Annotated in this window: 15 protein-coding genes; 2 read left to right on the forward strand and 13 right to left on the reverse strand. The window is 75.6% G+C overall.

The genetic code is table 11. The annotated features are described in order from the left end of the window. Positions 1-2: 2 nt before the first annotated feature. Positions 3-1,010 (reverse strand): LacI family DNA-binding transcriptional regulator, encoded by a 1,008-nt coding sequence (locus D1J60_RS32610; protein ID WP_125823594.1) that lies wholly within the window; start codon positions 1,008-1,010, stop codon positions 3-5. Between the two features lie 192 nt (positions 1,011-1,202). Between D1J60_RS32610 and D1J60_RS32615 the strand changes: the two genes are divergently transcribed. Further along, the gene (locus D1J60_RS32615) at positions 1,203-2,003 is read left to right on the forward strand and encodes a class I SAM-dependent methyltransferase (RefSeq protein WP_125823595.1); all 801 of its coding nucleotides are present in this window, start codon (positions 1,203-1,205) and stop codon (positions 2,001-2,003) included. Positions 2,004-2,217: 214 nt separating this feature from the next. Here the strand turns inward: D1J60_RS32615 and D1J60_RS38900 are convergent, their stop codons facing one another. After that, positions 2,218-2,493, reverse strand: coding sequence for a hypothetical protein (locus tag D1J60_RS38900; RefSeq protein WP_347147201.1), 276 nt, complete (start codon positions 2,491-2,493; stop codon positions 2,218-2,220). Between the two features lie 341 nt (positions 2,494-2,834). Here D1J60_RS38900 and D1J60_RS32625 point away from each other — a divergent pair, with 341 nt between their 5' ends. Beyond that, the gene (locus D1J60_RS32625; RefSeq protein ID WP_125823596.1) at positions 2,835-4,046 is read left to right on the forward strand and encodes a hypothetical protein; all 1,212 of its coding nucleotides are present in this window, start codon (positions 2,835-2,837) and stop codon (positions 4,044-4,046) included. A gap of 52 nt (positions 4,047-4,098) precedes the next feature. On the opposite strand, the gene D1J60_RS32630 is transcribed toward D1J60_RS32625, so the two are convergent. The 11 genes from D1J60_RS32630 to D1J60_RS32680 form a co-directional block, all read right to left on the reverse strand. Next, entirely contained in the window at positions 4,099-5,064 is a 966-nt protein-coding gene (locus D1J60_RS32630; RefSeq protein WP_125823597.1) for a glycosyltransferase family 2 protein, read from the reverse strand. A gap of 63 nt (positions 5,065-5,127) precedes the next feature. Then, a complete protein-coding gene (locus D1J60_RS32635) occupies positions 5,128-6,492 on the reverse strand; it encodes an AMP-binding protein (RefSeq protein ID WP_241253487.1) in 1,365 nt (454 codons plus the stop codon). A gap of 159 nt (positions 6,493-6,651) precedes the next feature. Continuing rightward, positions 6,652-9,207, reverse strand: coding sequence for an FtsX-like permease family protein (locus tag D1J60_RS32640; RefSeq protein WP_125823599.1), 2,556 nt, complete (start codon positions 9,205-9,207; stop codon positions 6,652-6,654). 135 nt (positions 9,208-9,342) lie between these two features. Next, positions 9,343-10,134, reverse strand: coding sequence for an ABC transporter ATP-binding protein (locus tag D1J60_RS32645; RefSeq protein ID WP_125823600.1), 792 nt, complete (start codon positions 10,132-10,134; stop codon positions 9,343-9,345). A 202-nt stretch (positions 10,135-10,336) separates the two neighbouring features. Further along, a complete protein-coding gene (locus D1J60_RS32650) occupies positions 10,337-11,014 on the reverse strand; it encodes a response regulator transcription factor (RefSeq protein ID WP_125823601.1) in 678 nt (225 codons plus the stop codon). Continuing rightward, positions 11,011-12,687, reverse strand: a complete 1,677-nt coding sequence (locus D1J60_RS32655; RefSeq protein WP_241253488.1) for a histidine kinase — start codon at positions 12,685-12,687, stop codon at positions 11,011-11,013. Before D1J60_RS32655 ends, D1J60_RS32650 begins: the two co-directional genes overlap by 4 nt. Before the next feature lie 95 nt (positions 12,688-12,782). Next, positions 12,783-13,928 (reverse strand): galactokinase, encoded by a 1,146-nt coding sequence (gene galK / locus D1J60_RS32660; RefSeq protein ID WP_125823602.1) that lies wholly within the window; start codon positions 13,926-13,928, stop codon positions 12,783-12,785. Beyond that, positions 13,925-14,953 carry a galactose-1-phosphate uridylyltransferase gene (gene galT, locus D1J60_RS32665; protein ID WP_125823603.1) on the reverse strand — a complete coding sequence of 343 codons (1,029 nt, stop codon included), beginning with the start codon at positions 14,951-14,953 and terminating at the stop codon, positions 13,925-13,927. The genes galK and galT overlap by 4 nt, the downstream gene beginning before the upstream one ends. Positions 14,954-15,291: 338 nt before the next feature. Then, positions 15,292-15,984 carry a M15 family metallopeptidase gene (locus tag D1J60_RS32670; protein ID WP_241253489.1) on the reverse strand — a complete coding sequence of 231 codons (693 nt, stop codon included), beginning with the start codon at positions 15,982-15,984 and terminating at the stop codon, positions 15,292-15,294. A gap of 10 nt (positions 15,985-15,994) precedes the next feature. Further along, positions 15,995-18,667, reverse strand: a complete 2,673-nt coding sequence (locus tag D1J60_RS32675) for a SpoIIE family protein phosphatase/ATP-binding protein (RefSeq protein WP_125823604.1) — start codon at positions 18,665-18,667, stop codon at positions 15,995-15,997. 125 nt (positions 18,668-18,792) lie between these two features. Further along, positions 18,793-20,637 (reverse strand): VanW family protein, encoded by a 1,845-nt coding sequence (locus tag D1J60_RS32680; RefSeq protein ID WP_241253490.1) that lies wholly within the window; start codon positions 20,635-20,637, stop codon positions 18,793-18,795.

Consider the following 20,637-nt stretch of genomic DNA (forward strand, 5'->3'; position numbering starts at 1 on the left):
CCTCAGGAGGACTGGCGGTGCACCAGCGCCGGTTCGATGCCCGCCACCCCGGGTGCCGTGCCCCGGGCGACCAGGGCGTGCAGGGCGTCCGCCACGGAGGCGGCGGAGGGCAGCTCCAGTGCGACGCTGGTCAGCGCGGGCCGCTGGAGCGCCGACAGCACCAGGTCGTCACAGCCGACGACGGCCACCTCGTCCGGCACCGGGATCCCCTCCGCCATGAGCGCGTGCATCAGCAGGGCCGCGTACTCGTCGTTGTACGCGAAGACGGCGTCCAGGCCGAGCTCCCGCCACCGCCGGGCCAGCGCCGTCGCGGACTCCCGGGTGTAGGCCAGCTCGACGGGGGTGACGGTCACCGGATGCCGCGCGGCGACCTGCTCGGCGCCGGCCAGCCGCGGCCGGGCGAGGGTGTCCAGGCCGCGCTCGCGCGGGATGACCACCCCGATCCGGGTCCGGCCCCGGTCGATGAGGTGCCGGGTCGCGGTCGCGCCGACGGAGGTGTGGTCGAAGGCGATGGTGTGCACCCCCTCCACCGGGTGCGAGGCGAAGGCCAGCGTCCCGCGCACCCCGGCGCGGCGCAGCACCTCGGCCGTCTGCGGGGTGAGCCGGTCGCCGTCGAGGGAGAGCACCGCGGCGGGCCGCAACTCGGCCCAGGCGCGGGCGGCTTCGAGCGGATCGTCGAAGCGGCCGGCGTGCATGACGGTGGTGTAGCCGTGCCGCTCCAGCTCGCTGACCAGGTCGTCCACCCACTCGCTCACCAGGCGTCCGACCGCGGAGACGGAGGCGGGCATCAGGACGAGGTTGCTGCGGCCCGCGCGCAGGGACCGGGCGGCCGCGTTCGGCACGTAGCCGAGCTGCGCGGCCGCGGCCAGCACCCGCGCCCGGGTGCCCTCGCTGACCCGGTGGCCCTGGGTGTCGTTGAGTACGAACGAGACGGTGGCGCGGGACACCCCGGCCAGGCGGGCGACGTCCGCGCTGGTGGCCGACGCGGGAGCCGATGCCTCTTTCGCCATGGCGTGTTCATCGCTCCCCGTAGCCCGGTGCTGCCTTCCCGTGTGCAGGTTACACGAGTTAAGGCCGAAAGCCCGGGGCGCCGTCGCGTCGCCGGGCGTCGGCCGCTCGGCCGCGTCGGCCGCTCCGGTCGGGGGTGATCGGCCGGGAAATCCGATTGATCACCGTTCGCGACCCCGGTTAGCGTCCCCCGCATGACCACTCCCTCGCTCACCGATGCCACGGGTTCCACCGGCCCCGCCGACTGGCGCGAGGCCAACCGGGCCAACTGGGACGAGCGCGTCCCGATCCACCTCGGCACCTCCTTCTACGACATCCCCGCCTTCGTGGCGGGCCGGGACTCGCTGCAGGACTTCGAGCCCGGCGAGGTCGGCGACGTAGGCGGCAGGTCCCTGCTCCACCTCCAGTGCCACATCGGGCTGGACACCCTCTCCTGGGCCCGCCGCGGAGCCACCGTCACCGGCCTCGACTTCTCCGGGCCGGCCGTGGCCGCCGCGGGCGAGCTCGCCGAGCGGATCGGCGCCGGCACCGCGCGCTTCGTCACCGCCGACGTGTACGACGCCGTCGAGGCCCTGGGCGGGCAGACCTTCGACATCGTCTACACCGGCTTCGGGGCGCTGTGCTGGCTCCCCGACATCACCCGGTGGGCGCGGACGGTGGCGGAGCTCGTCGCCCCCGGCGGCTTCCTCTACCTCGCCGAGTACCACCCCTTCGCCGACGTCCTCTCCGAGGACGGACGGGCCGTCGAGCACGACTACTTCGAGCGCGGGGCGATGGTCTACGACGAACCCGGCACCTATGCCGACCCCGGGGCGCCGACCAGGTCGAACCGGACCGTCGAATGGCTGCACGGCGTCGGAGAGGTCGTCAGCGCCCTTGCCGCCGCGGGCCTGCGCCTGGAGTTCCTGCACGAGCACGACCACGGCCACTTCCGGCTCCCGGCCGGGCTGTACGTCCCCCAGGTCTACTCGCTCCGCGCGGTGAAACCGCGGTAGCGGAGCCTCCTCTTTCGTGGGCTATAGTTGATCTCGAGCCCGCCGCCGCGGAACACGGCGAACGGGACGATGCGTTGGTGGTCCAAGGAAAGACACCCCACTTCCCGTGGGGGGATGCAGGTGCAAGGCCTGCCCAGCGCTCGGAAGAAGGCCCCGGCCTCCTCACGGAGACCGGGGCCTTCCTGCGTCGCCGGCCGTACGGTCCGAGCCGCCGTCAGCTGCTGCGCCGGACGAGCGTGTAGCGCCAGAACAGGCGTCGGCGCAGGCGCACGCCGGGAAGCGTCCGCCGGGCCACGTCGGAGATTTCGGCGAAGCCCATGGACGCCGGACGGGTGGGGGCGGTCGTAGCGGCCGGGCGGGGTGCCCCGCGGCCGCGGTTCCTGACCCAGGCCATGGCGACGTTCGCCGGTATCGCGGCGGCGCCGATGAGGCGGTCGACGGCCGACTGCGCGGCGAGGTGCGGCGCCGGGCGGCGCGGGTCTGGGGGCACCTCCCAGCGGTAGCTGGGGGAGCGAGATCCGGGAGACACGGCCTGGGTCACCGCTGCCCGAGCCGACGTCCAGGGCGCGGCCGAAGCGGTGGGGGAGCTGCCGCAGGATCCAGCGGTGGTAGTGGGCGTTGTGGTCCCACGGGTGTGCCGCGTGGAACCGGGCGAGGGCCTGGAGGCGGTGCGCCGATGTCGTCATGGGCCGATTCGATCACCCCGGGCGCGCGGCGGGCCCCCCGGGTGGGAGCAGCTCCGGATGCGGGGCCCGGGGGCGTTGCCCACAATGATCGTGAAGCGCGGCAGCGGACGGCCGGACCGCCGACGAGACGATCGCGGGGCTGGAGATGGCGCAAGCGTCCCGGGCGGCGGGCCGCGGCCCGCGCCACCGGCTGCTGCCCCCGGTCCTCGCGTGGCTCGTGGCCAACCTCCTCACCTGGGCCGTCGCCAGGGCCTCCGTCGCGGGCGACGGCTCCCCGGTGCGGTACTGGTCCACCGGCGGCCGCAGCCGCTGGGACTCCGCCCACTACCTGTCCATCGCCGAGACCGGCTACGAGATGTTCCGCTGCCGGGACCGCTATCCGGACTTTCCCGACGTCGTCTGCGGGAACGTCGCCTGGTTCCCCGGATACCCCATGTCCGTCCGGGCGGTCTCCGCCACCGGCCTCTCCTACCAGCTGTCCGCCGCCGTCGTCACCGAGGCCGCCCTGCTCGGCATGTTCGCCGTGCTGTGGGGGCTGCTCGGCGCCTGGCTCACCCCGGCCACCGGCCTCACCCTCGCCGTCGCCACCGTGTTCCCGGGCGGCGTCTACTTCCACGCCCTGTTCCCGGTCTCCACCGCGACCCTGGCCCTGCTGGTCTGCGTCGCCGGGGTGCGGCGCGGCTCGTGGACGGTCGCCGCCGCCGGCGGGTTCGCCTCCGCCGCCTGCCATCCCGTCGGCGCCGTCGCCGCCGGCATGCTGCTGCTGAGCGCCCTCTTCGCGTGGCGCGCCGACACCTGGCCGGTCCGGTGCGCGAAGGCCGGCTCGGCGGCGGTCGTCTCCGGCTGCGGCGTGCTCTGGGCCAAGTGGCTGATGTGGCAGGCGACCGGCCGCTGGGACGCGTACGAGACCCTCCAGGAGTCCAGCTACGGACAGGGCGGGGTGCACCAGCCCTTCGACCAGATGGCGGCGGCCTACCGCTTCCCGTTCAAGGACTGGTACACGCCCCCGGGGCACCTCCCGTGGCTGGTGCGTCACGCGCTCGACGCGCACCGGACGCAGCTCTGGCTCGACACCGCCTTCGTCCTCCTCGTCATCGCCACGGCTCTGGCCCTGCTCGTCCGCCGCCGCGGGCTCGACGCGGGGGAGTGGGCCGCGACCGTCCTGACGGCGGCGGTCTTCCTCGTGCCCTTCCTGGCGGGCGCGGAGATGTCCTGGTACCGCAACCACGCGCAGATGTTCGTCGGGCTGCTCCTCGTCGCGCGCATGCCGCGCTGGGTCCAGGTGCCGCTGCTGGCGTGCTGCGCCGCGCAGTACGCCCTGCTCGGCGCGATGTTCTTCGCCGGAGTGCTGGTGTGACGGTGTGACGGTGTGCCCCGGGCCCCGGGCGCCGTAAGTTCGAGGACAGACCCTAGGGCTGCTCCCCGTCCGTGTCACGGGCCACGAAGTAGGCCGGCCGTGCCTGCACGGCCGTGTAGATGCGGGCCACGTACTCGCCGAGCATCCCCACGCAGAACAGCTGGACCGCGCCGAAGAACAGGACCGTCGTGATCAGGGAGGTCCAGCCGGGCAGGGTGTTGCCCGTGGCGTGGGCGACGAGGGTCCAGACGAGGAACCCGAGGCACACGGCGAGGCTGCCGGCGCCGATCGCCGTGGCCAGGCGCAGGGGCGCCGCCGAGAAGCTGGTGACGCTGTCCAGGGCCAGCAGGACCATCTTGTGCAGGGGGTACTTGGTGGTGCCCGCCACCCGCTCCCCGCGCTGGTAGGTGATCCGGCCGTCGGGGAAGCCCAGCCACGGGATGAGCAGCCGGTGGATCTGCTGCTGCTCGGGCAGGGACTTGAGGGTCTCCACCACCTGGCGGGACAGCAGCCGGAAGTCCCCGGCCTGGGCCGGTACGTGGGGGCCCGCCAGACGGCGCATCAGCCAGTAGTAGCCGGCGGCCGTCCGGCGTTTGAAGCCGCTGTCGGCCGAGCGGTCCGTCCGGACGCCGTACACCACGTCCAGGCCGTCCGACCGGGCCAGCTCCAGCATCCGCGGGATGACCTCCGGCGGGTCCTGGAGGTCGGCGTCCATGCTGACCACGTAGGCGCCCCGGGCGCGGTGCAGTCCGGCCGTCAGGGCCGCCTGGTGGCCGCTGTTGCGCCGGAGGGTGACGACGCGGAGCCCCGGCCAGTCGCCGCGCAGGTCCTCCAGCACCCGGGGGGTCTTGTCGGTCGAGCCGTCGTCGACGGCGAGGACCTCGTACGGTTCCCCCAGCCGGTCCAGCACGGGCCGCAGCCGCGCCGCCAGAGCGGGCAGGGACTCCTCCTCGTTGAAGACGGGAACCACGATCGACAGGAAGACCGGTCCGCCGGGTGGGTCGCACACAGCACTCATGATGCGGGAACAGCCCGGACCGGGCACTCCGGGCCGCCGCGTCCGCGGGGGATCCCGCGGCCGTCAGCCCGCGGGCCTGTCCTCTGCCCGGCCGGTCACCACCAGGTCGCCGTCCGCCGTACGCCGGGCCAGCACCCCGGTGCGCAGGAAGCCGTCGGGGGTGAAGCGGCCGGCCCCTTCCCCGGCCGGCCGGTAGTGGCCGCGCGGGGTGTAGGGGCCGCGCGCCAGGAGCTCGCCGGGCTCCCCGTCCGGCACGCCCCGGCCGTCGGCGCCGACGAGGCGGATCTCGTCGTCGGGCGAGAGCGGGCGGCCCTGGGTGCCGTACACCGTCTCGTCCGGGTCGGCGGGCCGGGTGAGCACGACCGGCCCGCCGGGCGGGGCGAACACCTGCTGCGGCCGGGCGCCCAGCCGGGACGCCAGCCGCTCGGCGGTCGCCCGGGGCAGGGGCGCTCCGCCGCCGCTCTGCACCAGACGCAGAGTGCTCACGTCGGCTCCGGCCGAGGGCAGCGCGTCGAGCCAGGCGGCGGCGTCGTCGGGCGGCAGCGACGTGACGGTGACCCGCTCCCGCTCGACGAGCGGCAGGCATGCGGCGGGATCCGGTCCGTCGGCCAGTACCACCGTCCCGCCGGCGGTGAGCGTGCCGATGATGCCGGGGCAGCCGAGGGCGAAGGAGGACGCGGCGGGCAGTGCGGCCAGGTACACGTCGTCCTCGGTGAGCGACACCAGCTCGGCGGCGGCCCGCGCCTGGTAGGCGAAGTCGTTGTGGGTGCGGGGCACGAGCACCGGCCCGCCGCCGGCGCCGTCCCCGTCGCCCACCAGCAGGAACGCCACCCGGCCGGCGTCCGGCGGGAGCGCCGGCTCGGGTGCGGCGTCGACGGAACCCAGCGGGGCGTACTGGCAGTTCGACGCGTCGGTCGTCAGACCGCCGTACGGGGACCCGGTGCCCGGCGGCTCATAGGTGAACACCCGGCGCAGGAAGGGCCGGCGGGCGGCGGTGTCCGCGGCCATCGCCGTGTGGTCGAAGCCCCGGTACTCGGCCGGGCCGACGTAGCCGACGGCCTGGGTGACCCGTACGAGCTCGGGCACGTCGGGGTGGGGGAGCGGGCACAGGACGGGGACCACACCGGCGCGCATGAGCGCGAACGTGCCGACGACGAACTCCGGGACGTTCGGCAGCTGGACGACGACCCGCATACCGGGCCGCAGTCCGCGCAGCCGGAACCCGGCGGCCATCCGGTCCACCCGCCGGTTCAGGTTCGCGTACGTGAGGCGGGTCCCGCCGTGCACGAGCGCGGTCCGCGGCCCGTACTGCAGGGCCCAGCCGCGCAGCAGGTTGTCCAGGGTGCTGCCGCCCCAGTGGCCCGCCGCCCAGTAGCGGTCGACGAACGCCTGCGGCCACGGGGTGCAGCCTTCGAGCATGGATGCCATCGGATTCCTTCCGTGCGTGACCTCGGCAATTCCAGTCCGCCCAGGTCCCCGTGCGCAATGCGCCGTCCCGACCATGGGGGCGGACCCCGGTCAGCGGAAGATCCAAAACGGCACCGTCCGGCCCGGCCGGAGGGCCGGGCCGGACGGTGCCGCCTGCCGTCAGGCGTCCGCCACCGCGTGCATCGGGGTGAGCGCTGCGGCCCGGCGGGCGGGCAGCGCGGCCGCCGCCACGCCGACGGCGAGGGAGAGCAGGACGACCAGGGCGAGGGTGCCCCAGGGGAGGGAGAAGGAGTACTGCGGGATGGCCCCGTTGGCCAGGCCGCTGACCTTCCAGGCCCCGAACAGGCCGCCCGCGAGCCCGAGCAGGGTGCCGTACGCGGCGACCGTGAGCGACTCCAGGCGGATCATGCCGCGGACGCCGGCGCGGTCCATGCCGACGGCCCGCAGGACGCCGATCTCCCGGGTGCGTTCGGCGACCGACATGGCCAGCGTGTTGACCATCCCGAGCGCGGAGATGACCACGCCGATGGCGAGCAGCCCGAACACCAGGGTGATCAGGTCCCCGGCGACGCCCGCCTGTTCCCGTACCAGCTGCGCACGGCTCTGGACCTTCAGCAGGGGGCTGTTGTCGACGGCAGCGCGCAGCCGCCCGCCGAGGTCCCCGGAGCCGGCCACCAGGACCCGCTGGACGGAGTCGCGCAGGTAGCCGTACCGCTGGACGTCGGCGCGGTCGGCGAGCACGTCCCGCGCGGTGGGGTTGTCCTGGTAGACCCCGACGACGGTGTAGGGCCGGTCGCGGTCCTCCCCGGCACCGGGGCCGACGGCCGCCCGGACCCGGTCGCCGGTGCCGATCCGGTTGTCGCGGGCGAAGGACGCCGAGACCGCGATCCGGCCCGGCCCGAGGTCCTCGGCGGAGCCGCTGGTGAAGCGGAGCCTCATGACGGCCTCCACGCTCTTCGGGTCGACGCCCGACACCTGCCCCGCCCCGGCCCCGACCGAGATCCCGGAGTCCGCGACGGCGGAGGCGGTCGATACCCCGGGGACGGCGGCGATCCGCCGGACCGCGGCCGCGTCGACGGCGGTGGTCGTGTCGCGGGTGCCGATGACGTAGTCGGCGCGCAGGCCGGCGGCCGCCTGGGAGTCCAGGGCCCGGGCGGAGGAGTGCTCGATGACGGAGAGACCGGTCACCAGCGCCGTGCTGATCATCAGGGCGACGGCGGTGGCCGCCGTACGCCGGGGGTCGCGCAGGGCGTTGTCCCTGGCGAGGCCGCCCGCCACGCCGAACCGGCCGGTGACCCGGCCGATGAGCCGGACCACCGGACCCGCCAGCAGCGGCGCCAGCAGGATCAGCCCGGTCACGAGGACGCCGCAGCCGAACAGCGCCGTCCGCAGGTTCTCGTCCGAGGCGTCCTTCGCCCCGCCCAGGGAGAAGAGCAGACCGGCACCCAGCAGGACCACTGCCGCGCCGGCCGCGCCCCGGATCCGGGACAGCGTCGCGGACGGCGGCTGCTCGGCGGTGCGCATCGCCTCGACGGGCGCGATCCGGGCGGCACGCCGGGACGGCAGCCAGGCGGCCAGGACCGTGACGCCGACGCCCACCGCGAGCGAGGCGGCGACGGGAGCGGGGCCGACCACCAGCGGGCCGCCGGGCAGCAGGTCCTCACCCGTGCCGAGCAGGCCGGGCAGGGCGGCGGCCACACCGAGGCCCATGCCGAACCCGATCACGGAGGCGACCAGACCCACCAGGGCCGCTTCCGCGAGCACGGAGCGGACCACCTGGCGGCGGGTGGCGCCGATCGCGCGGAGCAGGGCGATCTCCCGGGTGCGCCGGGTGATGAGCATGGTGAAGGTGTTGATGATGAGGAAGGAGCCGATGAAGAGCGACACCGCGGCGAAGAGCAGGGGCAGCCGGGCGTAGCTGCGGGTCTTGGTGCCGATGAAGACGGACTGCTGGTCGGCCTTGGCGCTCGCGGTGGTGGCCTGCGCCCGGTCGGCGGGCAGCAGCGCGCCGACCCGCCGCGCGAGGTCGCTCTGGTCGGTGCCGGGCGTGGCGGACAGGTCGATCCCGGTGTAGCGGCCGGGCGCGGCGAACAGCTTCTGGGCGGTGGCCTTGTCGAACACCGCCAGGGTGCCGCCCGAGGTGACCCGGGTGTCGCCGGTGGAGACGATGCCGACCAGCCGCGGCTTCAGCACGGGGCCGTCGACGGCCAGGCTGACGGTGTCGCCGAGGGCGTACCCGCCGGCCGTGGCAGTGCCCCGGTCCAGGGCCACCTCGCCGCCGTCGCGCGGGGCGCGGCCGGCCGTCAGCGGATAGCGGGCGTCCTTGCCGTCGGGTCCGGGTACGTACCCGGCGGCGAGCTTGCCCATCGCGTTGCCGGCCCGCATCGGCGAGCCGTCCTTCGCGGCCAGCGTCACCGACCCGTCGACGGCGGGGCGGGCCGAGGCGACCCCGGGGACGGCGGCCAGCCTGGCCGCGAGGGCGTCGTCGAGGACGCTCGTGCGTTCACCGGCGGGGGCGCCGACCGGGTAGGCGGGGTCGACGGTGACCGCGATCCCGGCGTAGTCGCGCGCCATGGAGGCGCGGTAGGCGGCGGTGGTGGAGTCCGCGAAGACGAGCGACCCGGAGATGAACGCGACCCCGAGACAGACCGCGAGGACGGTCATGATCAGGCGCGCCTTGTGGGCGAGGACGTTGCGCAGGGCTGTTCGCAGCATGGTGGGCTTTCGGAAGGCTGGAAGGGCTCGGAAGGGCTCGGAAGGGCTCGGAAGGGCTCGGAAGGGCTCGGAAGGCCCGGAGGGCTCGGAGGGCCCGGCGAGCGGGACGTGAGGGCGGGGGCGGGGCCGGCGCCGTCAGCTGGTGCGGCCCTGGGCCTCGAAGGCGAGCATCCGGTCCAGCACGGCGCCGGAGGTCGGCTCCCGCAGCTCGTCCACCAGCCGGCCGTCGGCGAGGAACACCACCCGGTCGGCATGGGCGGCGGCGACCGGGTCGTGGGTGACCATCACCACCGTCTGGCCCAGCTCCCGGACCGAGTCGCGCAGGAACCCGAGCACCTCCGCGCCGGAACGCGAGTCGAGGTTGCCGGTCGGCTCGTCGGCGAACACGATCTCCGGACGCGAGACCAGCGCCCGGGCCACGGCCACGCGCTGCTGCTGGCCACCGGACAGCTCGGCCGGCCGGTGCGCGAGCCGCCCGGCGAGCCCGACGGTGGCGACGACGGTGTCCAGCCACGCCGCCTCGGGCTGCCGCCCGGCGAGCCGCAGCGGCAGGGTGATGTTCTCCAGCGCCGTGAGGGTGGGCAGCAGGTTGAAGCCCTGGAAGACGAAGCCGACCTTCTCCCGCCGCAGCCGCGTCAGCCGCCGGTCGTTCAGCTCGGACAGCTCCACCCCGCCGATCCGCGCCGAACCGGACGTCACCGTGTCCAGGCCGGCCATGCAGTGCATCAGCGTGGACTTGCCCGAGCCGGAGGGCCCCATCACCGCCGTGAACCGGCCCCGCGCGAACTCCACCGACACCGAGTCCAGGGCGGTGACCCGCGTCCCGCCCCTCCCGTACGTCTTGGTCAGCCCCGTCGCGCGGGCCGCCGGCTCGACGGGGGCCGGGGGCGAGGAGGGCGCGGGGGAGGAGGGAAACGCGTGCGACATGGATGCTCCGGCTGAAGTACGACGGCCCGCGGAACATGCCGCGAGCCGGGGGGACACCTCCATCCTCACCGCGCTGACCTGCGCGGACATCGGCCTCAAGGCGCGAGTGGGCCTCTGCCGAAAGGGCGGCCCGGACCGGCTCCCCTCTGCCGGACGGCAGAGGCCGCGGCCGTTGCCCTCCCTCCCCGGGCAGAGCCGGGGATCAGGAGGCCAGCCCGGTCCGGTGCGCCAGCAGCGCCGCCTGGACCCGGCTCGTCGAACCCGTCTTGTCCAGGATCGCCCCCACGTGGGTCTTCACCGTGCCGGTCCCGATGCCGAGCCGCGCCGCGATCTCCTGGTTCGACAGCCCCTCGCCGAGCGCCGCGAGGACGTCCCGCTCACGGCCCGTCAGCCGGGCGATCCGCTCGTCCGCGTCCGCGCCGCCCGCCCCGGCGGGCTCCGGCGCGCCCAGCATCCGGGAGATCACCGCCCCGGTGACGCCCGGGGAGAGCACGGCGTCGCCCGCCGCGGCGGCGCGTACCGCGCTGATCAGCTCCTGCGGGCCCTCGTCCTTCAGCAGGAACCCGGCGGCGCCCTCACGTAGCGCCCGCACGACGTTCTCGTCGTCGCCGAAGGTCGTCAGCATCACCACCCTCGGTGCCGGATCGAGCGCGAGCAGCGGCGCGATGGCCGCCAGTCCGTCGCACACCGGCATGCGGATGTCGACCAGCGCCACGTCCGGGTGGTGGACGGCGGCCAGTTCGACGGCCTGCCGCCCGTCCGCCGCCTCCGCGACCACCTCGATGCCGTCGGCGTGCCTCAGGATCAGGCGCACACCGTGCCTGATCATCGTCTCGTCGTCGGCGAGCAGGACACGGATCGGCCCGTCGGGCTCGGTCAAGGGGTCTCCCAGGGTGAGGCGTCCCGCACCGACGGGACGGTGAAACGGTCGACGGCGATCAGACGCTGTCCGGCGTCGAAGCAGTAGCGGGCCACCAGCAGGCCGCCCGGGCGGACCTCGGTCGCGCCGTTGAACGGGTACGCGCAGCCGGCCGTGCCGGCCGGGCGCGGCGGCTCGTGCCCCGTGGCGGCCGCGCGCACCGCCTTGTTGTCGACGACGCCGAGCCCCGTCACCTCGTCGTACGTCATCCCGACCCGCGGCAGCGGGCGCGGCCCGGAGTCCGGCCGCGGCGCGCTGCCGTACACGAAGGCGGTCGCCAGGGCCATCAGCACGCACAGCGCCCCCAGTCCCAGGGCGAGCGTCAGCGCGTTCGCCGCCCCTCCCTCGGCGCCGCCGCCCTCCGCGCCCAAGGCGGCGCCGGCCCCCTGCGGCCCGGCGGCGTGCGGGACGACCGCGTCACCGGGCTCCGCCGGCAGGACCGCGTCCACCAGGAACCCGCCGGACGGCAGCGGGGCCGCCTCGAAGGACCCGCCGAGGACCTCCACGCGCTCCCGGAGCCCCGTCAGGCCGCGCCCGGTCCCCAGGCTCCCGGCCGGGACGGGCGGCCCGGACGGCGCGCCGTTGCGCACGGTGATCCGTACGACCTCCCCCTCGTGCGCGACGCCGACGGTGACGTGGGCCGAGGGGGCGTACCGGTGGACGTTGGTCAGGGCCTCGCGCACCACCCGGTGCGCCGCCCTGCGCACCGCCGCGGGGCGGCCGTCCAGGTCCGGTCCCGTCCAGTCCAGCCGTACGGCCACCCCGCCGCCCCTGGACTCCGCCACCAGCGCCTCGACGTCGGCGCGGGTGCCCGTCGCGTCCGTGAGGACGCCGGGACCGGCGTCGCGGCCCAGCGGGCCGAGCACGCCGAGGACCTGCCGCAGCTCGCTCATCGCGTCCCGGGTGGTCCGGCGCACCAGGACGGCCTCCTCGCGCAGCTCCGGAGCGGCCCGGTCCAGGGCCAGTTCCAGCCCGCCCGCGTGCAGCGAGATCAGGCTGAGCCGGTGGCCGAGGAGGTCGTGCATCTCGGCGGCGATACGGGAGCGCTCGTGGGTGCGGGCCTCGCTGTCGGCCGCCAGCCGGGCCCGCTCCGCCGCGTCCCCGCGCTCGCGCAGGGCCCGTACCAGGCGCTGCTGCTGCCCCTGCGCCGTACCCACCAGACCCGGGACGATCACCGCCGTCGGCGCCAGGGCCAGCCCGAGCGCCAGACCGTACGGGACGGGCCCCGGCCCCACCACGGGCGCGGCCGCCGTGGCGGTGGCCACCAGCAGGACCGCCGCCGCGGCCGGCAGCCGGGCACGCCGCCGTGCCCGGACCGTCCGCCGCGCCAGACCGTACGCGGCCACCGCCGCGAGCGGACCGGCGCCGCCCGACAGCCCGGTCAGCACGGCCAGCGCGAGCAGGACCGGCCCGGGGAAGCGGCCGCGCAGCGGGAAGAGCAGGGCGGCGGCGGCGATCACCAGCAGCTGGAACGACGGGTGCGGCGCGAGCCCGGCCCACGCGACGGCCGCGAACACGCCCAGGCCCAGCAGGGCCACCCCGGCGGCCTGGGCCGCCGTACGCGCCCACCCGGAGGGTGGGGCCCCGCGCGGCGGGCCGGGGACAGGACGGGGGATCGGGGGAGTGCGCACCACGCTGACCAGTATTGACGCGGGCGGCGGCCACGGCATGAGCCTCGCGGTGGATCCGCCCCTCTGCCGAAGGACAGAGGCGGCGGGGGACCGGCCGCTCAGGCGATCCGGCGGGCCCCCGCCGACGGCACGGCGTCCAGCACCGCCGGGCGGAGGAACCCGGCCGCCGCGAAGGCGTCCGACACGGCCCGGCCCACGGACTCCGCCCGCCCGGCCGGGACCAGGGCGATCACGGAACCGCCGAACCCGCCGCCCGTCATCCGCGCCCCCAGCGCACCCGCCGCGACGGCGGCGTCCACCGCGAGGTCGGTCTCCGGGCAGGAGACCCGGTAGTCGTCGCGGAGGGAGGCGTGCCCGGCGGTCAGCAGCGGGCCCAGGGCCTCCGGCCGGCCGGCCGTCAGGCGGTCCACGGCCCGGCCGACCCGGGCGTTCTCGGTGACCACGTGCCGCACCAGCGGGACGAGTTCGCCGGGCAGCCCGGCCAGCGCGCCCGCCAGCCCCCGCTCGTCGAGGTCCCGCAGGGCGGGCAGGCCCAGCAGCCGCGCGGCCCGCTCGCACCCCGCCCGCAGGGCCGCGTACGCCCCGTCGGCGAGGTCGTGCTTGACCCGGGTGTCCAGCACCAGCAGCGACAGCCCGTGCCCGGTGAGGTCGAAGGGGACCTGCCGGACCGACGGACCCCGGCTGTCCAGGTGCAGGGCGCTGCCCTCGGCACAGCACAGCGAGGCCATCTGGTCCATGACCCCGCACGGCACGCCGGCGAAGGCGTTCTCCGCGTACTGCGCCACCCGTGCCAGCTCAGGCCGCTCCAGCCGCAGCCCGTACAGCTCGTCGTAGGCGACGGCCACCGCGCACTCCAGGGCCGCGGACGAGGACAGTCCGGCACCCGTGGGCACCGTGCTGTCCACGTGCAGGTCGGCCCCGCCGACGGGCAGGCCCCGCTCGCGCAGCGCCCAGACCACCCCGGCGGGATACCGGGCCCAGCCGTCGGCCGCGCCGGGGGCGAGCTCGGCCACCGCGAACTCGGCGACCCGGCCGTCGCCCTGGGCGCTGTGCACCCGCAGCAGGCCGTCGCCGCGCCGGCGGGCGGCGAGCAGGGTGGTCCGCGGCAGGGCCATGGGCAGGGCGAAGCCGTCGTTGTAGTCGGTGTGCTCGCCGATCAGGTTGACCCGGCCCGGTGCGGCCCAGACCCCCTCCGGCGGGCGGCCGTGGATCCGCTCGAACTCCTCGCGCACCCGCGCCGTCACCGCGCCTCCCGCAGTCGCCGGGCCGCCGTCTCCGGAGCCACGTCGTTCATGAACGCGTCCATGCCGGACTCCGTCCCGGCCAGGTACTTCAGCTTGTCGGCGGCCCGCCGGACGGTGAACAGCTCCAGGTGGAGGGCGAGTTCACCGCCGTCGGCCGTCGGGGCCTGGTGCCATGCCGAGACGTACGGGGTGGGCTCGGCCAGCCCGAAGAGGCGGTCGAAGCGGCGCAGCAGGTCCAGGTACAGGCCGGGGAACTCGGCCCGCTCGGCCTCGTCGAGGCAGGTCAGGTCGGCCACCCGGCGGTGCGGGTACAGGTGCACCTCGTACGGCCAGCGGGCGGCGTACGGGACGAACGCCGTCCAGTGCTCCCCGGCGAGCACCACCCGCTCCGTGGCCGCGCGGGCCTCGGCGAGCAGGTCCTCGAAGAGGTTCCGCCCGGTGGCGGCGCGGTGGGCGGCCGCCGCGGCGAGGTGCTTGACGGTGCGCGGAGTGGGCGTGGAGAAGGCGTAGATCTGCCCGTGCGGGTGCGGGAGGGTGACGCCGATCTCGGCGCCCCGGTTCTCGAAGCAGTACACCTGGCGGGTGCCGGGACGGGCCGACAGTTCGGCGGTCCGGTCGGTCCAGGCGTCCAGCACCAGCCGGGCCCGCGCGGGGGTGAGTGCGGCGAACCCGCAGTCGTGGTCTGGGGTGAAGCACACCACCTCGCACCGGCCGGCCGCGCCGGACAGGGAGGGGAAACGGTTCTCGAAGACGGCCACCTCGTAGTCGGCGGCCGGGATCTCGCTCAGCAGTCCCTCCCGGGACGGACACAGCGGGCAGGCGTCGGCGGCCGGACGGTAGGTGCGGGACTGCCGGTGGGCGGCGACGGTGACCCAGTCCCCGGTGGCCGGATCCCGGCGCAGCTCGGGGGCGCTCACGACCGGGTCGAGCGGCCGGAGGTCCTTGGCGCCGCGGTCCCTGCCGGGGGAGCTGTCGTAGTAGATGAGCTCGCGGCCGTCCGCGAGTTCGGTGACGGTCCTGTGCACGTGCGCGTCCTCGCCTCGGTGGCCGTGGTTCGCGGGGCGGTCAGGGAGCCGGCCGCCGCGGAGGACGACCGGGGCGTGCGGCCCCTCCCCGGACGGGGCCGGCGTGGACCCGATCATACGGCCGTCCGTGGATCACCCGTGCGAGAACGGGAACACCCCGGCCCGCGCCTCCGGGGCCGGGTGCCCCCGGCGCGCCGCGCGGACCCGTCGAGCCCGGTCTTCCGGCGGCGGGGCGGGCGAGGGAGGGTTCCCGGCCGGGCTTCACCCGTGGGCGGTCGGGGCCGGGCCCCGTGACGGCGTGACGGCGTGACGCCGTGGGCCGGAGCGGCCCCGGTCGGCTATCCGCCGTCGGCCGAGAAGTGCTGGTAGTCCGGGCTCGACCACCACTCGCCGCCCCAGTGCCAGCCGACGCGGCGGAACGCCCTGGCCGGCACGCCGTCCTCGGTGATCATCCCGGGGCGGGCCCGGTTCCGCCGCAGGTAGGCCCGGCCCGCCGGCGGGTGCACCGTCCCGCCCCGGTCGACGTACGGGTTCTCGACCGGGTTGACGTCCACGGCCAGCCCCCACGAGTGCCGCGACAGCCTCCCGGAGTCCCCGGTCACCGGCCGGCAGTTGAAGGCCGAGGTGTTGTCGTCGGCCATCGCCGCGAGGTCGTCGCCGCCGTAGTCGGCCGCCACGCGCATCCGCCGGATCGGGAAACGGGCCTCCAGTGCCCGGCCGAAGACGTACAGCAGCGGCTGCACCGCGTCCTGGTGGACGACCAGCTCGCCCCGGTGGACCTTCCCGTCGAAGCCCCAGTGGTTCATCCGGATCAGCCGCAGCCGCTCCGCCGGCACCGGGCAGCCGGCCCGCATGCTCGCCCCCAGCTTCCCCGCCGGCACGCCCGACACCTGCGCCACGAGCGCCGCCGTCGCGGCCGGCACCGGCACTCGGGACCGCTCCCGCCCGGAGGGCGCGCAACCGGGCGCCGCGCTCGCGCACAGCACGGCGACCGCGGTCAGGGATGCGCAGACGGGGCGCGGGGGACGCACCCCGCCCACGCTACGGTTCGAGGTCCCCGAAGACGTCCAGGGGTACGCCGTTCGTGGGGCCCTGGAGGGCCTGCTCCGACCAGATGACCTTGCCGTCCGGGGTGTACCGGGTGCCCCAGTGCTCGCTGAGCTGCGCCACGAGGAACAGCCCGCGCCCGCCCTCGTCCGTGGTGGCCGCGTACCGCAGGTGCGGGGCGGTGCTGCTGCCGTCCCACACCTCGCAGGTCAGGGCGTGGTCGTGGAGCAGCCGGACCCGTACCGGGGGCACCCCGTGCCGCAGGGCGTTGGTGATCAGCTCGCTGAGGATGAGCTCCGTGGTGAACGCGAGCTCCTCCATCCCCCACTCCTCCAGCTTGGCGGACGCCAGGTTCCGCACGACGCCGACCCCGCTGGCCCTCGGCGGCACGTCCCACTGCGCGACCCGGTCGGGCCCCAGCGTCCGGGTCCGGGCGATGAGCAGGGCCACGTCGTCGGTCGGCCGGGCCGGCAGCATGGCGTCGAGGACCGCGAGACAGCTCTCCTGCGGGTCCCGGTCCGGGTGGCTCAGCGCCTCCCGCAGCATCTCCAGCCCCTCCTCGATGTCCCGGGTCCGCTGCTCCACCAGCCCGTCCGTGTACAGCACCAGCTGACTGCCCTCCGCCAGGCGCAGCTCGGTCGTCTCGAACGGCATGCCGCCCAGCCCGAGCGGGGGCCCGGCCGGCAGGTCGACGATCTCCGTGCTGCCGTCCGGGGCGACCACCAGCGGCGGCAGGTGCCCGGCCCGGGACAGGGTGCAGGTCCGGGACACCGGGTCGTACACGGCGTACAGGCAGGTGGCGCCCAGCATCCCGCCGGCCCCGTCGGTGTCGTCCTCGTCGATGCGCTGCACCAGGTCGTCGAGCCGGGCCAGGAGCTCGTCCGGCGGCAGGTCGAGGGAGGTGAAGTTGTGCACCGCCGTGCGCAGCCGCCCCATCGTCGCGGCCGCGTGCAGCCCGTGCCCGACCACGTCCCCGACGACCAGGGCGACCCGGCCGCCCGGCAGCGGGATCACGTCGAACCAGTCCCCGCCCACCCCCGACTGCGCGGGCAGGTAGCAGTGCGCCGCGTCCACGGCGCTCTGCTCGGGCAGGCCGCGCGGCAGCAGGCTGCGCTGGAGGGTGACGGCCAGGGTGTGCTCACGGGTGTAGCGGCGGGCGTTGTCCATGGCCACGGCGGCCCGGGCGACGAGCTCCTCCGCGAGCGACACGTCGTCCTCGTCGAACGGCTCGGGCTTGCTGGCCCGCCAGAAGTTGACCACGCCGAGGACCACGCCCCTGGCCTTGAGCGGCGCCGCGATCAGCGAGTGGATCCCGTACTCGACGATGGCCTCGGCCCGGCGGGGGTCCTGCACGTGCCAGCCCGGAGCGTCGGCCAGGTCGGGCACCAGCTCCGTCTTCCCCGTGTCGTAGCCGCGCGCCTGCGGGGTGGTGGGCTTGAACTCGATCACCCGCCCGAGCGGGTACAGCGGATGGTCCCGGCTGATGCCGCTGACGGCGGTGCGCCGCATGTCGGAGTCCGGGCCGGGCTCCTCGCCGTCCAGCACCGGGCCGGCCAGGTCGACGGTGACGTAGTCCGCGAACCGGGGGACGGCGACGTCGGCGAGCTCCTGGGCGGTCCGCTCCACGTCCAGGGTGGTGCCGATGTCGCCGGTGGCGTCGTACAGCAGCCGCAGCCGCTTGCGGGCGGCCTCGGCGCGGCCGGTGAGGACCTGCATGTCGGTGGAGTCGCGGATGGTGACGGCCGCGCCCTCCGGCCGGCCGCGCGGATGGGTGGGCCGCTGGTTGACGACGAGCATCCGGTCGCCGGTCTCCAGCACCTCGTCCGTGGCCACCCGGCCCGAGCGCAGCAGGTCGGCCATCCGGCTGTCCAGGCCCGGCACCTCGTCGATGCGGCGGCCCTCGGCCTCCTCGGGCAGCCCCAGCAGCCTCTTGGCCTCGTCGTTCGCCAGGACCAGCCGCCCGTTCCCGTCCGTGATCACCACCCCCTCGCGGACGGAGTGGAGCACCGCGTCGTGGTGCTCGTACATCCGGGTCATCTCCTGGGGGCCCAGCCCGTGCGTCTGCCGGCGCAGGCGGCGGCTGGTCAGGGCGGTTCCGGCGGTGGCCAAGGTCAGGCCGATGGCCATGGCCAGCAGGATCACCGGGAGCTGGCGGTCGAAGGCGCCGCTGACGTTCTCCACGGTCAGGCCCGCGGACACCAGCCCGACGACCCGTCCGTCGGGCGCGGTGACGGGCACCACCGCCTGGATCTCCTTGCCGAGGGGGCCCTGCACGCTCTCGGTGTGGACCCGGCCGGCGAGGGAGGGCTCGATGTTCCCCACGAAACGCTTGCCGATGCGGTCGGGCTGGGGATGGCTGTAGCGGATCCCGTGGGTGTCCATGGCCACGATGAAGTCGACCCCGGCGGCCTTGCGGGTGACCTCGGCCAGGGGCTGCAGGGTGGCGGACGGGTCCGGTGTCCGCAGCGCCTCCTGGAGGTCCGGGGAGTGCGCGAAGGTCTCCGCGACGGCGACCGACCGGTTGCGCGCCTCACGGTCGACGTCGTGGCGGGACTGCAGGAGCAGCGCCAGGAGGGCACCGGCGGCGAGCAACACCACGATCGCCACCTGCAGGACGAACACCTGTCCGGCGACGCTCTTGAATCCCTTGCTCAGGGGTGGCCGCACCGAGTTGCCCGGTCCGGCTGGCGAGGAAGGGTCACGTCCCCAGTTGTAGCACCTGGGGCCCCTCCGGCGCCCGGCGGAGCGCGCCGCGCGCGCCGCCGGTCACCTCGGGCGAGGGCTCTTTCCCCCTACCGGCCCTGTGCGGCGGCGGCCTGGGCGGCCGGCTGAGCGGCCGAAGGGACGCCCGCCGTCGTGGTGCCCGGCGTGGGCGTGCCGCCGGGCGTCGTGCCGCCGGGCGCCGTGCCGGGCGCGGTCGCCGGCTCGCAGGTGACCTCGTCGCGCGGGGTGTAGTGCGTCTTGTACTCCTCGCGCCTGACCTCCTGGCCGTTGGTGACGAACACCCGGCCCACGGTCACGTCGAAGCCCTCCAGGGGCGTCTGCACCTCGCACTTCGGCCCGGCGGCGTTGATCTTGGCGGGCGGCACGACATGGGTGCGGGGGCCCTTGGTCGCGCGGATCTCGTCGTACTTCTTCGTGCCGAGCAGGGAGATCGTCAGCGAGGTGTCCGTCGAACTGGCCTTCACGTACACCGGGTGCCCGGAGTCGTTGAGCCAGCGCAGGTCGAGGCTGCCCCAGGCGACGGTGGCCTCCCGGCCCTCGGGGTAGCGCTCGATGTAGAAGGAGTGCGCGCCGTGCTCCAGGGGCTTGAGGCCCGCGAAGAACATGGCGTTGTACATGGTGGTGGCGACCGCGGAGACGCCGCCGCCGGGCGACTTCACGTACCGGCCGTCGTTGATCATGATCCCGTCGACGAAGCCGTTCTCCTTGGTGCGCTCGCCGACCGTGCGGTTGAAGCTCCACTCCTCGCCCGGCATGACCACGGAGCCGTTGATCAGCTCCACGGCACGCCCGATGTTGGTGGTCCGGTACGGGGCGGCCGGGAACTGCACGGTGAAGGAGGACATCTGCTCCTTGATCCCCAGGCTCCGCACCTCCGCGTCGGTGAGCTCCGGCTCGACGGCCTTGGTGGCCACCTCGGCGCTCCGGCCGGCGCCCGAGCGGGTCAGCGCGGGCAGCACGGCCCGGCCGAGGGCCTCCCCGGTGACCTCCTGCCCCGCACTGCTGCTCCGCGCGACCACCACGCGTCCGGCCGCGTCCACGTCGAGAGCGGCGTCGCGCGGCCGGCCGGCGGCCTCGGCGAGGGGGCCCGCCACGGCGGGGTCGGCGAGCAGGGCGTCGGAGTCGAGGGCGGGCACCAGGCGGCCGCCCGCGTCGGGGTTCATCTCCAGGTGCTCGCCCAGGACCGCGGGGCTCACGGGTATCCGCGCACCGGCGACGCTGAGGGTGACCGGCCCGGACACGGCGGGCTGGGCGAACTCGCGCAGGGCCCGCCCGGTCTCCTCCGCGCCCACGCGCGGTTCGGTGCGGGTGACGGGCAGGGCGACGGGGGCGCCGGCCGGGCGGAGGTAGGCGTCCCGGAGGGTGCCGAGGGCCTGGTCCCCGACCAGGGTGACCCCGGTCCGCGCGGGCACGACCCGGGGCTTGCCGGCTTCGAAGGCGACGGACCCGTCGCGGACCTCCTGGGCGGTGTCCGCCACCAGCCGGTCGACGCCGGCGCGGGCGGCCCGCTCGTCGGTACGGATCACGGGCTCCAGGTCCGGGTCGCCGGAGGCGAAGAGCCTGCCGATGACCTCGACCGGCCCGTAGCCCGCGCGGGAAGCGCGCTCGGCGGTCGCGGCGGCGTCCAGGGACAGGCCGACGGACGCGGGGGCGACCTGCTCGACGCGGTCCCCGATGCCCGCCGGGATGGGGGCACCGGCCCGCGGACCGAGCTCCCGGAGCAGCGTGCTCTGCGCCGCCGCACGGCTCATGCCGCCGATCTCGACGCCCCGGACCCGGGTGCCGTCGGCGACGTCGTCGCCCACGGCGAGCCCGGCCGCGTAGAGGCCGCCGAGGCCGAGCACGAGGGCCCCTCCCGCCACCGGCAGCGCGATCCGCCAGTTCTTCCCCGTCCAGCTTCCCGCAGGTCGCAC

The sequence above is a fragment of the Streptomyces sp. W1SF4 genome (genome assembly GCF_003950035.1).
Classification (GTDB): Bacteria; Actinomycetota; Actinomycetes; order Streptomycetales; family Streptomycetaceae; genus Streptomyces; species Streptomyces racemochromogenes.